The sequence below is a fragment of the Paenibacillus sp. FSL R7-0333 genome, from assembly GCF_038000365.1.
Lineage (GTDB): Bacteria > Bacillota > Bacilli > Paenibacillales > Paenibacillaceae > Paenibacillus_AQ > Paenibacillus_AQ silagei.
This window is the reverse complement of sequence record NZ_JBBOBZ010000001.1, coordinates 4,090,617-4,102,851: the sequence shown is the minus strand read 5'-3', so window position 1 is coordinate 4,102,851 and position 12,235 is coordinate 4,090,617. Positions and strand designations below refer to the sequence as shown.

At 53.2% G+C, this 12,235-nt stretch carries 12 protein-coding genes; 11 read left to right on the top strand and 1 reads right to left on the bottom strand.

Annotated elements, in window-relative coordinates; translation table 11 throughout:
• The first annotated feature begins 3 nt into the window (after positions 1-3).
• The 9 genes from rbfA to dut all read left to right on the top strand — a co-directional run bounded on the left by rbfA (position 4) and on the right by dut (position 9,012).
• A complete protein-coding gene (gene rbfA, locus MKY86_RS17185; RefSeq protein ID WP_036692621.1) occupies positions 4-351 on the top strand; it encodes a 30S ribosome-binding factor RbfA in 348 nt (115 codons plus the stop codon).
• A gap of 26 nt (positions 352-377) precedes the next feature.
• Entirely contained in the window at positions 378-1,355 is a 978-nt protein-coding gene (locus MKY86_RS17180; protein ID WP_076078648.1) for a DHH family phosphoesterase, read from the top strand.
• Positions 1,352-2,266, top strand: coding sequence for a tRNA pseudouridine(55) synthase TruB (gene truB, locus MKY86_RS17175; protein ID WP_076078650.1), 915 nt, complete (start codon positions 1,352-1,354; stop codon positions 2,264-2,266). Before MKY86_RS17180 ends, truB begins: the two co-directional genes overlap by 4 nt.
• Positions 2,267-2,302: 36 nt before the next feature.
• Positions 2,303-3,250, top strand: a complete 948-nt coding sequence (locus MKY86_RS17170; protein WP_076078651.1) for a bifunctional riboflavin kinase/FAD synthetase — start codon at positions 2,303-2,305, stop codon at positions 3,248-3,250.
• Between the two features lie 149 nt (positions 3,251-3,399).
• Positions 3,400-3,669 carry a 30S ribosomal protein S15 gene (rpsO, locus tag MKY86_RS17165; protein ID WP_019910460.1) on the top strand — a complete coding sequence of 90 codons (270 nt, stop codon included), beginning with the start codon at positions 3,400-3,402 and terminating at the stop codon, positions 3,667-3,669.
• A 224-nt stretch (positions 3,670-3,893) separates the two neighbouring features.
• Positions 3,894-5,996, top strand: a complete 2,103-nt coding sequence (pnp, locus tag MKY86_RS17160) for a polyribonucleotide nucleotidyltransferase (RefSeq protein ID WP_076078653.1) — start codon at positions 3,894-3,896, stop codon at positions 5,994-5,996.
• Between the two features lie 260 nt (positions 5,997-6,256).
• Positions 6,257-7,243 (top strand): polysaccharide deacetylase family protein, encoded by a 987-nt coding sequence (locus MKY86_RS17155; protein ID WP_076078654.1) that lies wholly within the window; start codon positions 6,257-6,259, stop codon positions 7,241-7,243.
• Between the two features lie 79 nt (positions 7,244-7,322).
• On the top strand, positions 7,323-8,588 hold the full coding sequence (locus MKY86_RS17150; protein ID WP_076078656.1) for a M16 family metallopeptidase: 1,266 nt from the start codon (positions 7,323-7,325) through the stop codon (positions 8,586-8,588).
• Positions 8,560-9,012 (top strand): dUTP diphosphatase, encoded by a 453-nt coding sequence (gene dut, locus MKY86_RS17145; protein ID WP_076078657.1) that lies wholly within the window; start codon positions 8,560-8,562, stop codon positions 9,010-9,012. The genes MKY86_RS17150 and dut overlap by 29 nt, the downstream gene beginning before the upstream one ends.
• Positions 9,013-9,089: 77 nt before the next feature.
• Here the strand turns inward: dut and MKY86_RS17140 are convergent, their stop codons facing one another.
• A complete protein-coding gene (locus MKY86_RS17140; RefSeq protein ID WP_340827267.1) occupies positions 9,090-10,343 on the bottom strand; it encodes a S41 family peptidase in 1,254 nt (417 codons plus the stop codon).
• A gap of 363 nt (positions 10,344-10,706) precedes the next feature.
• Between MKY86_RS17140 and dpsA the strand changes: the two genes are divergently transcribed.
• Positions 10,707-11,603: a dipicolinate synthase subunit DpsA gene (gene dpsA, locus MKY86_RS17135; protein WP_076078661.1), complete on the top strand. Its 897-nt coding sequence runs from the start codon at positions 10,707-10,709 to the stop codon at positions 11,601-11,603.
• Complete coding sequence (locus MKY86_RS17130; RefSeq protein WP_036724740.1) at positions 11,604-12,200, top strand: dipicolinate synthase subunit B; 597 nt, start codon at positions 11,604-11,606, stop codon at positions 12,198-12,200.
• Positions 12,201-12,235 lie beyond the last annotated feature (35 nt).

The window sequence follows — 12,235 nt, the reverse complement described above, 5'->3', positions numbered from 1 at the left end:
AAGATGTCTAAAATCAGAGCGGGACGGGTTGGCGAGCAGATTAAGAAAGAGCTGAGCCAGCTCATCCAGAGCGGACTGAAGGACCCGCGTGTCGGGTTCGTAACCGTAACTGGCGTAGATGTGACGAACGATCTGTCACAGGCCAAGGTATACCTGAGCGTATTCGGGGACGAGGAGCAGAAGTCAGACTCGCTTAGAGCGATTGAGAAAGCTAATGGCTTTCTCCGCTCGGAGCTTGGCAAAGCGATCCGCCTGCGCCATACGCCTGAGCTGATCTTCAAGATTGACGAATCCGTTGCTTACGGAAGTCATATTGAGAAGCTGCTCGGCGAAATCGGCAAAAACGAATAGGCTACGGAACATAAAGGAGACGGCGAATGCAGAGCTATGAACAAAGTCTCCAGCAGACGCGTAAGTTTCTGCTGGAACACGACGATTATCTTGTAGTGTCGCATGTTCAGCCGGACGGAGATGCAGTCAGCTCCACCCTCGCGGTGGGCTGGCTTCTCTCATGTCTGGGCAAAAAATATCTGATGCTGAATGAAGGCCAGATTCCGCAGCGGATGGAATACTTATGGCATGCCGATCAGATTGTCAATCTGTCTGAAGGTTCTTTGCCCCGCCAGTACGGCCATGTGATATGTGTTGACTGTGCTGATTTCCAGCGTGTAGGACTGACCCAGCAGCATTTCACCAGTGATGCCCTGATCTTGAATATAGACCATCATCCAACGAACAACGGCTACGGCGCGGTGAATCTCATCAAGCCGGATGCGGCAGCGACAGCAGAGATTCTGTTCGATCTGCTGAAGACCTTTGAACTGGAATGGGATATTGATATTGCCACAGCCATTTATACCGGGCTGTTAACGGATACCGGCGGTTTCCGTTACAGCAATACTTCTCCTAAAGTGATGGCGGCGGTATCCGAGCTGCTGGCACTGGGCGTGAATGGACCGGACCTGGCAGAGACCCTGCTGGAAGAGATGACGCTTCCCCAGGTTAAGGTGCTCAACCGCGCACTTAGCACCTTACAGCTTAGTCCTGAAGGAGATATAGCCTGGGTGTATGTTACACCTCAGGATATGCTGGACTCTGGAGCGGCCAATGAGGATCTTGAAGGGATTGTCAACTATCCCCGGAATATCCGCGGGGTAGAGGTAGGCATTCTGTTCAAGGTCATTGATGACCATGCGGTGAAGGCCAGCCTGCGTTCAGCAGGTAAGGTGGATGTGGCTGCACTCGCGCAAGCCTTCGGCGGCGGCGGACACACCCGGGCAGCGGGCGCGCGTATTAATGGAAGTCTGGAAGAAGCTGTGGCACTGGTGCTTGAGGAGGTCAAACGTCATTTATGAGTGAGCTTACAGGAGTTCTGGCTGTATATAAGCCGGCAGGGTTCACTTCACATGATGTTGTGGCCAAGGCGCGGCGCATTCTGGGCATGAAGCGGATTGGACATACCGGGACACTTGATCCTCAGGTAACTGGTGTATTGCCGCTCTGTCTGGGACGGGCTACTAGAGTAGTTGAGTATATCCAGGAGCTGCCCAAGGAATATGTTGCCACACTGCGGTTGGGAATGGCCAGCGATACAGAGGACCTGACCGGCACGATTACGGAATCTGTGGAGGAGGTTCATATCACAGAAGCCGAAGTGCTGGCTGTGCTGAACTCCTTTCAGGGCGTGATCTCACAGGTACCGCCGATGTATTCCGCAGTGAAGGTGGACGGCAAGCGTCTGTACGAGCTGGCCCGGGAAGGCAAGACCGTAGAGCGCAAGAGCCGTGAAGTGGAGATTTATGAGATTGAGATGCAGGAAATGGTCTGGAACGGCAATTATCCGGAGATCACTTTCCGGGCGTTATGCTCCAAGGGAACCTATATCCGCACCCTCTGTGTAGATATCGGACGTAAGCTTGGTCTTCCCGGTGTGATGGTGAAGCTGGAGCGGACGATGTCGGCCGGGATCTCGGCCAGTCATTGCCTGACTCTGGAGCAAATTGCGCAGCACAAGGAAGGCGGCACACTGGATGAGCATCTGATTGCTGCCGACGAGGCGATTTCACATTTGCCCAGACATACCGTTGCGGCAGAGAAGAAGAAAGCAGCCCTGCAGGGGCAGCGTCTGTCGCCCCGTTTTGTAATGCCGGAAGTGAAGCAGGCCGGAGATTTCCGTCTCTATGATCAGCAAGGGGAGTTCCTCGGTATTTATGCTTTGGAGGCTACCGGAGCTATTGCACCTGTCAAGGTCTTTGCCCAAGTCTAAACTTTAATTTATTTGCGAATGTAGGTGAGAAACAGCGTGAGAACCGTAACGTTAAGCTATCCGATGCTGCCTGAGACGGCAGCACAGTACGCGCAGCCTCAAGTAGTTGCTCTGGGACAGTTCGATGGACTGCACCTCGGGCATGCCAGTGTCATCACATCAGCTGTTGCTCTTGCCCGCGAGGCAGGTGTACCCGCTGCGGTGATGACTTTCTACCCCCATCCCAAAGATGTTATGGGCAAGGGGGATTATGAGGGATATTTGACCCCTTCTAAGGATAAGCAGGAGCTGCTTGCCGGGATGGGGGTTGAGCTTTTATATATCATTGAATTTAATGAAGAGCTCTCCCGGGTGAGTCCGGCGGATTTTGTCTCTGTAATGCTGCTTCCGCTGCAGATTATAACTGCAGTTGTTGGGTTCGACTTCCGCTTCGGCTACATGGGCGGGGGAGATGCGGACACGCTTTCGGAGCTGGGACAGGGTGCGATGAAGGTAGAGACGGTCGCCCCGTTCCTGCTTGAAGGAGAGAAGGTCAGCAGCTCGGGTATCCGCAAGAGCTTGCTGAGCGGGGAACTGGATAAGGCCAATGCCTGGTTTGGACGTTGTTATCACTTGCGCGGTATCGTCGGTCACGGGGAGAAGCGGGGCCGGACCATCGGCTTTCCGACCGCGAACCTGCAGCTCGAAGACCGCTATGTGATTCCGGCCAAGGGCGTATACGCCGTCAAGGTCTTTTACCGGGACGAGGTCTTGTACGGGGTGATGAATGTCGGCGTGAAGCCAACATTTCACGAAGGCGTGACCACTCCGAGCTTTGAGGTTCACCTGTTTGATTTTGCCTCAGATATCTATGGGCAGGAGCTTAAGGTGGAGCTGGTTTCCTATATCCGCTCAGAGCGCAAATTTGAGTCTATCCAGGCCTTAATTGCACAGATCGGCGCAGATGCTGAGACGGCCAAAGGGATGCTGGGATATCATTCCTAATCTTTCCGGACAAGCCGTTTACTTTTGCCTGTGAAGGTGCTATACTGATTAACGTTGCTGGAATGACAGCATGTGAACCTTAGCTTGGTTACTTGTTCTCACCGACGGTGACGAGGCTACTGGCGATTATAATGAAGGAGGTGAACAGGATGGCATTGACTCAAGAACGTAAACACCAATTGATCGACGAGCACAAAACTCATGAATCCGATACTGGATCCCCTGAGGTGCAAGTTGCTATCCTTACGGAGAACATCGTTAATTTGACTGACCACTTGCGTACGCACAAGAAGGATCATCATTCCCGCCGCGGACTGCTGAAGATGGTTGGACAACGTCGTAAACTGCTGGCGTATTTGAAGAACAAAGACATCAGACGTTACAGCGCCCTGATCGAAAAACTGGGATTGCGTCGTTAATTTTCCATAAGTTAAGCCCAAAAGCAGCCTGGTTGTATACCGTATGTCCTTCTTACGAGCGACAGCGGGACAGCCGGGTTGCTTTTTGAAAATTTAGGGTAAACTTTTACAGTTGACAAGTGGATAGCATTCGCAAAAACGGCTATAGCACTTCTGCGGAGGACAAGCCGTTTTTGCTTGTAGAACATACAGGAACGTATTATTACCATTCAAGGAGGGGTTTTATGGAACAACGTGTGGAAATGCAGCTGGGCGGAAGACGCCTTGTGCTGGAAACAGGCCGTCTGGCCAAACAAGCGAACGCAGCCGTGATGGTGCGTTACGGAGATACTTCAGTATTGTGTACGGTTACAGCATCCAGTGAGCCTAAAGATCTGGATTTCTTCCCGCTTACAGTGAATTATGAGGAAAGATTATATGCAGTAGGCAAAATCCCTGGCGGATTCATCAAACGTGAAGGACGTCCGAGCGAGAAAGCGATTCTGTCCAGCCGTCTGACAGACCGTCCCATTCGTCCATTGTTCCCGGAAGGATTCCGCAATGACGTTCAAGTCTTGAACCTGGTAATGAGCGTGGATCAGGACTGTGCGCCTGATATTGCTGCCATGATCGGTACTTCCGCTGCGCTCAGTATTTCCGATGTGCCGTTCAACGGACCCATCGGCGGCGTGGCTGTCGGCCGGATTAACGGAGAATTCATCATCAACCCTGATCAAGCCCAGCAGGCAATCAGCGATATTTATGTGGTTGTGGCCGGTACGAAGGATGCCATCATGATGGTGGAAGCTGAAGCCAATGAAGTGACTGAAGAAGTGATGCTTGAAGCGATCATGTTCGGACATGACGAGGTCCGCAAGATTGTGGCTGTGATTGAACAGCTCGTAGCCGTTGCCGGTAAAGAGAAGATGGCTGTGAAGCTGCATGCGGTTAATGCGGATGTGAATACAGAGGTTCGTGCTTTTGCGCAGAGTCGTCTGGTGGAAGCCGTAAGAATTGCCGAGAAGCATGCCCGTCAGGATGCTATCGATCTGGTGAACAACGAAGCGGTGGCGTATTTCGCAGAGAAATACATAGAAACCCCAGAGCTTCTTAAGGATGTTAAGGAAGCCCTGCATGATATCGTGAAGGATGAAGTCAGACGACTGATCACGCATGACAAGGTTCGTCCGGATGGACGTAAGCTGGACGAGATCCGTCCGATCGAATGTGATACAGCTCTGCTGCCGCGCACGCACGGTTCCGGTCTGTTCACACGCGGCCAGACACAGATCCTCAGCGTATGTACACTGGGTGCACTGGGCGATGTGCAGATTCTGGATGGTATTGATCCGGCTGAAACCAAGCGTTTCATGCACCACTACAACTTCCCTCCGTTCAGCGTAGGGGAAGCCCGTCCGCTAAGAGCACCGGGACGCCGCGAGATCGGCCACGGGGCACTCGGTGAACGCGCATTGTCCAAGGTGATTCCAAGTGAGACTGAATTCCCGTACACCATCCGTCTGGTATCCGAAGCGATTGAATCCAATGGCTCCACCTCCCAGGCAAGTATCTGTGCCAGTATTCTGGCGATGATGGATGCAGGGGTACCTATCAAGGCGCCTGTAGCCGGTGTAGCGATGGGTCTGATCAAGGACGGGGAGCATGTGTCCATCCTGACCGATATTCAAGGCATGGAAGATCACCTCGGCGATATGGACTTCAAGGTAGCAGGTACAGCAGAAGGCGTAACGGCGATTCAGATGGATATCAAAATCGACGGCATCGACCGTAAAATTCTGCAGGAGGCGCTTGAGCAGGCAAGAGAAGGCCGGATGTTCATTCTGGGTAAAATGAATGAAGCGATTGCTGCTCCAAGAACGAGCCTGTCTAAATATGCTCCGAAGATCATTATCATCAATATCAATCCCGACAAGATCCGTGATGTGATCGGTGCCGGCGGTAAAATCATCAACAAGATCATTGAAGAAACCGGCGTGAAGATCGACATCGAACAGGATGGCCGCGTATTTATCGGTTCTTCTGACGAAGCTATGATCCAGAAGGCCCGTGGCATCATCGAAGGAATTGTGAAGGAAGTAGTGGTTGGTGAGATTTATGTGGGTACGGTTAGACGCATTGAGAAATTCGGCGCATTTGTTGAATTGATCCCTGGCAAAGACGGACTTGTGCATATTTCCCAGCTGTCCACTGAGCGTGTGGCCAAAGTGGAAGATGTTGTGGCGATTGGCGACACCATTACCGTGAAGGTAACGGAGATCGACCAGCAGGGCCGCGTCAACCTGTCGCGCAAAGCGGTGCTGACTTCAGAGAGCGGAGCGAAGGCGTAAGCATTACGCTGCCGCTTCACCGCTATCCTGATTATAGATAAGAAGAGACAGAAGCAGTACAGTTCTGGCTCTTTTTTTTGGACAAGTATACGCAGCAGTACCGTCCTGACTGACGGTTATACCATACCCGCTTGAAGGCGGCATTGACGAGTATGCATAATTTGCACCCTTCATACATAGGCTGGGACAAAGCGTCCCCGCACGGCTTGACCCTGGTGCGGAGACGGAACAGACCGTTTGTGCCGGGGAGGTATAACGTCATGAAGACGGACAAGGCGGCGCTAGTGCTGGCTTGCATCGCAGTAGTCATTGGAATTGGCAGCACGAATGGACCCGTGAAAGAGATGATTGCCGGGCTTAAGCCTCAGGCGGATGCAGCCGTGATGAGCTATGCACAGAATCAGGCGGAGGATGATCTGCGCGCGCAGATTACCCGCCGGGCCGAGGCACTGAATGCGCAGCCGGTGAATGCTGTAGTTGACCGGGTATGGAAAGCCATACCAGGGTATAACGGGCTGGAGGTCGATGTAGAGGCAACCTACCGGAGCGCGCTGCTGCGGGGACCCGAAGCAGGCCTTAAGCTGTTGTACCGCCAGATTAAGCCTAAGGTATCACTGGATGATCTGGGAGCGCAGCCGATTTACCGGGGGAATCCGGCGAAGCCGATGGCCTCGCTGATGATTAATGTGGCCTGGGGGAATGAGTATATCCGTCCGATGCTGGACATTCTGGATGCGGAGAAGGTGAAGGTCACCTTTTTTCTGGACGGAAGCTGGTTAAGCCGCAACAAGGAGCTTGCAGCAGAGATGCTGAAGCGCGGGCATGAGGTGGAGAACCATGCGTATACGCATCCTAAGATGAGTATTCTAAGCCGGACGCGCGCTACTGCCGAGATTGAGAAGACACAGAAGCTGTTGAAGGAAAGCCTGGGTGTGACGAACAAGTGGTTTGCTCCGCCGTCAGGCGACTTTAACCAGCAGACGGTGGAGATCGCCGCCTCACTGGGACTGAAGACGGTGCTGTGGACGCTGGATACGGTCGATTGGCGCAATCCGTCCCCCGAATCAGTTGTTGCCAAGATCAGCAGCCGGGTAGAGCCGGGAACGTTGATCCTGATGCATCCGACGGCATCCTCCTCGCAAGCGCTGAGAGGGATGATCCGGGGGATCAGAGCCAAGGGCCTGCAACTGGGAACCGTCAGTCAGACGCTCTCTCCTGAGCGTATCGTGACTGCGGAAGTTGAGTGAACGCCCTATTTCTGATAGGATAAGAGGCGCGAATAACAAATACAGACAGAACCAGGGGCTGTGCCAGGAGGATTACACATTGGACAAAATATTATTATCGAACGGACTCCGGGTGGTGACCGAGAAGATCCCGACCGGCCGGTCCGTATCTTTCGGAATCTGGGTCAAGACGGGCTCCCGCAATGAGAACCCGCTGAACAACGGGATTTCCCATTTCATCGAGCATATGCTCTTTAAGGGGACTGACCGCTATAGCGCCAAGGATATTGCCGAACAGTTCGATGCCATTGGCGGGAACGTCAATGCGTTTACCTCGAAGGAATATACATGCTTTTATGCGAAGGTGCTGGATGAGCATCTGCCGATTGCCGTGGATGTGCTGGCAGATATGTTCTTCCGCTCACGGATGGATGCCGAGGAACTGGCCAAGGAGAAGAATGTAATCCTGGAGGAAATCGCCATGTGCGAGGACACGCCGGATGATCTTGTCCATGAGCTGATGTGTGCTGCCGCTTACGGTGATCACCCGCTGGCCTACACGATCCTCGGGCTGAAGGAACGCCTGCTGGAGATGACGCCGGATGATCTGCGTGCTTACATGAAGGAGCAGTACACCATTGAGAATACAGTGATCAGCGTAGCCGGTAATATTAACGACGGTCTGATCCCGCTGCTGGAGCAGCATTTCGGTTCCTTCACGAATCATGGTGAAGCGCCGGTGCTGACTGAGCCTGCATATCAGGGAGAGCTGGTGTTCCACAAAAAGAAGACGGAGCAGAATCACATCTGCATCTCCCTGCCGGGTGTCCGCAGCGGCGGGCCGCTGCAATATCCGATGGCGCTCCTCAACAATGCGTTCGGCGGCGGCATGAGCTCGCGGCTGTTCCAGGAGATCCGCGAGAAGCGCGGTCTGGCCTATTCCGTCTTCTCGTACCACAGCGCCCAGGCTGACAGCGGCTTGTTCACGGTCTATGCCGGGACAGCGCCGAAGCAGACCAAGGAAGTTACGGAGCTGATCAAAGAGATGCTGCGTGATCTGGCGGTGAACGGCCTGAGCGAGGACGAACTGCGTAAAGGCAAGGAGCAGCTCAAGGGCAGCCTGATTCTCAGTCTGGAGAGCACGGGCAGCCGGATGAACCGGATGGGCAAAAATGAGCTGATGCTTGGCCGGCAGGATACTCTGGATGAAATGATAACCAAAATCGGAGCTGTAACCATGGAGGACATCAATGCTCTGCTGGACTTTATGTTCGCACAGCCGTTGTCCCTGGCGATGGTAGGCTCCACCGATAAAGCGATAGCCAATGTTAGGAGAGATGATCTTGCCTCATTACGTACAAATTAACAAACTACCGGGGAATGAGGATGTGCTGCTGCCCTGCAAAATGTCCGAGCAGGCCTCGGGGTATGACCTGTATGCCGCTGTAGGAGAGCCTGTGGTGCTTGCTCCGGGCGAGCGGACATTGATCCCCACCGGCATATCTCTGGCGATGCCAGGCGGGCTGGAGGCGCAGATCCGTCCGCGCAGCGGGCTGGCCTTGAAGCATGGCATCACCTGCCTCAATACACCGGGCACCATTGATGCGGATTACCGGGGTGAGATTAAGGTGCTGCTGATCAACCTGGGACAGGAGCCGTTTGCGATTGCCCGTAACGAGCGGATCGCACAGATGGTATTCCAGGCGGTGCCTGAAGTGACTTTGGTGGAAGTGGATGAGCTGTCTGACACGGTCCGCGGAGCCGGCGGCTTCGGGCATACTGGCAAATAGTAAACAGGAATTATAAAAAAGCTTGCGGACGCGCACCTTTAGGTGCGCTTTCCGCAAGCTTTTTTGAAATATATCGTTTAGCTGGAAGATCCCCCAGTCTGTTTCTGCACAATGACCTCGTACAGCTTCTCCATCTGGGCATCCCTGCGATCAATAATATCTTTAGCAGTTGTATAGGCTTCAATATCAGGAATCACGGCTGTGGCCGGGTCTCGGGAAGGATCAGGACGGGTGAATTTTTGGAAAGAGACCTGAAAGCCGATACCCGATGCCGGAAGCTGGAATCCGATAACATTTCCGTAAGCGGACGGCTGATTTCCGCTCGCCTCACCAATGATTTGACCGAGCTTGTTGTCTTGTATGATCAGAGCGAACCAGTTCGCCGAGCTGAAGGTGCGGGGAGAAGTCAATACATAGACGGACCCATTGAAGGGATGATCGGTCAGCCGGATATTTTGGACGGGAGCAGGTTCGTTCCTACCTGTACCGTCGTCCGGAAAGTCTGGGAATTGCTGCTTAACTTGTGTGGAGAAGCGGACCTCACCTCCAAAACTCCGGTAGCTCCTGACATCCGTGTAGGCGAGAAATTCTTCAACCACCCTGGAATCCCCACCTCCATTATTTCTTAAATCAACCGCTATATTGCTGATTCCCTGTGTATAGACCTCGTCAAAGAAACGTTTAACCATTGACTTATAATCCTGTGAATACACACAGTCATTGATCTGAAAGATTCCCAGGGACTGCTCAGGCTTGATTTCAAAAGTGAACGCAGCAGAATGTGCCGGGTACGGATTGTATTCCTTCTGTCCGCTGTCTGATGACAAGGGGATGCTCTCCGAAATTTGATGTCCGGCCCTTGTTGCGTTTATCAAGACTGTACCTTCGGTGACCAGTCCTAAATGCTGCAGGAACCATTCTGACCGGAGCAGGCTGGCTGCCTGCGTTCTTACCCAGTTCTCATTCTCAGCCGGAATAAGCTGCTGCAGATCCTCTTCGAGATCCTTGACACTGCGTCCTCCAATGGCTGTAATCCGATCCCCTGGCTGAAAGGCTCCCCGTCTATCCTTCACCAGCAGACCTTCCCGGCTCCAAAATAAAGGAAAATCAAGGATATTCACCTCCGGGAGCGGGTAGAGCGTCGTGTGCCCGTCATGAAGCAGCATGACTATAGTGTCTGCAATGAAATAGAATTCACCAAGTGTCTTGGATTGCTTAATGTTGGCGTAAGCAGTGTCAATAACGGATTGCTCATCATTGGTCCAACCGTTGATCAGACGGGGGTGCATCTGGACAAGTGTCTGTACAAGCTTATCCAGGTCCTCTTTCATTTGCTCCGGACTTAGCTCTGCCATGGCAGGACTGGGGGCATGTGCAGAAATGACTACCTTATTCTTTTCCGGCAAAGAGTTCGCTTGTTCACTCTTTGAGCCACTAATACTGGTCCGATTCAAGTAGACTGCTGCGGTAAGGATTGCTGCAACTGCGACGACTGGTACAATGTAACGAATGAATTTATTCCGCATAGCATTCCTTTCATATCCATTTTTAGTTGATTATAGATTGAAATATCAGCAAAACTCTGTGACTAATATCTGTGCTGCGGGAATTCCTCTCCGCTTTTCACCCATCGGCGGCTTCCGGCATAAGATGCTCTATAGTCGAATGTGGTTGTGGAAAGGAGCGTCATCCCTATGCTTACTGGCATCAGGATCGTGTTCCTGGGCGGGGACGCGAGACAAATTGAAGTGATTCGGAAATGTGTGGAATTGGATGCGGCCGTAAGCGTTGCCGGATTCGATACATGGGATGCCCCATGCCCGGGGGTAAGCCTGGAACTGTTGTCGCCCGAGCTGCTAAGTGAAGCGGATGTGCTGGTGCTGCCGGCGGTCGGCTGCGATGATGAGGGTTACATTAACGCGCTGTATTCTTCGGAACGCCTCCAGCTGCGGGAGGAGCATATCGCGGCTCTGCCGTCCCGGGCATTGGTATACACCGGCATGGCTAAAAGCTATCTGCGCGGCCTGTGTGCCGGACATTCGCTGAAGCTGGTGGAGCTGCTGAACAGGGACGATGTGGCGATCTACAACTCTATCCCGACAGCGGAGGGAGCTTTGGTGATGGCCGTACAGAACACGGACTTTACCATACACGGCTCCACATCGATGGTGCTGGGGATGGGCCGGACCGGCTTCACCATGGCCAGAACCCTCCAGGGAATGGGGGCCACGGTCAAAGTAGGCGTCAGGAAGCAGGAGCACTTTGCAAGGGCGGAGGAAATGGGCTGGAAGCCTTTTATGACAGAGGATTTGCTGCTGCATGCGCCTGAGGCGGATCTGATCTTCAACACCATACCCGCTATGATTATCAACGCACAGGTCCTGTCCCGGCTTCAGCCGCACTGCGTGATCATCGATTTGGCGTCCGCACCGGGCGGATGCGACTTCCGTTATGCCGAGAAGCGCGGGATCAAGGCGATGCTGGCACCGGGCTTGCCCGGGATTGTTGCCCCCAAGAGCGCCGGAATCATTATGGCAGGTGCGCTGGTACAGTCGATATCGGACGAGACTTTAATCAGGGGGGATGAATGAATGGATTGGCACGGAAAAACAGTAGGTTATGCCATTACCGGCTCACACTGTACCTTCGCTGAGGTGATGCCGCAGATTCAGCGGTTCATGGACTCAGGAGCGAATGTGGTGCCGATTGTGTCTGCTTCGGTACTGAACACGGATACCCGCTTTGGAACCTCGGAAAATTGGTTAAAACAGTTGAAAGATATAACAGGGAATGATATCATTTCTACAATTGTTGAAGCGGAGCCGCTGGGTCCTTCCAAGCTGCTGGATGTGCTGACGATTGCTCCCTGCACAGGGAACACAACAAGCAAGCTGGCGAACGCGATGACGGACAGTCCGGTGCTGATGGCAGCCAAATCGCAGATGCGCAACGGGCGTCCGCTGGTGCTGGCGATCTCGACGAATGACGGGCTTGGGCTTAACGCTGCGAATATTGCGAAGCTCCTGGTAGCCAAACATATTTATTTCGTCCCGTTCGGACAGGATAATCCCGAGGGGAAGCCGAATTCGCTGGTGGCGCAGATGGATCTCATTCCCGAAGCCTGTTACGCCGCCCTGCAGGGTCACCAGTTACAGCCTATGTTAGTACAACGATTTCATTCTGCATAGCTTATATAATCAGTACAAGATTGCCCGGAAGAGCG

Bases quoted from the DNA above. Each gene is read 5' to 3' on its own strand.
- dut (WP_076078657.1), top strand. From the start codon at position 8,560: ATGATCTTGCCTCATTACGTACAAATTAACAAACTACCGGGGAATGAG.
- rbfA (WP_036692621.1), top strand. From the start codon at position 4: ATGTCTAAAATCAGAGCGGGACGGGTTGGCGAGCAGATTAAGAAAGAG.
- MKY86_RS17155 (WP_076078654.1), top strand. From the start codon at position 6,257: ATGAAGACGGACAAGGCGGCGCTAGTGCTGGCTTGCATCGCAGTAGTC.
- pnp (WP_076078653.1), top strand. From the start codon at position 3,894: ATGGAACAACGTGTGGAAATGCAGCTGGGCGGAAGACGCCTTGTGCTG.
- dpsA (WP_076078661.1), top strand. From the start codon at position 10,707: ATGCTTACTGGCATCAGGATCGTGTTCCTGGGCGGGGACGCGAGACAA.
- MKY86_RS17180 (WP_076078648.1), top strand. From the start codon at position 378: ATGCAGAGCTATGAACAAAGTCTCCAGCAGACGCGTAAGTTTCTGCTG.
- MKY86_RS17140 (WP_340827267.1), bottom strand. From the start codon at position 10,343: ATGAAAGAGGACCTGGATAAGCTTGTACAGACACTTGTCCAGATGCAC.
- truB (WP_076078650.1), top strand. From the start codon at position 1,352: ATGAGTGAGCTTACAGGAGTTCTGGCTGTATATAAGCCGGCAGGGTTC.
- MKY86_RS17130 (WP_036724740.1), top strand. From the start codon at position 11,604: ATGGATTGGCACGGAAAAACAGTAGGTTATGCCATTACCGGCTCACAC.
- rpsO (WP_019910460.1), top strand. From the start codon at position 3,400: ATGGCATTGACTCAAGAACGTAAACACCAATTGATCGACGAGCACAAA.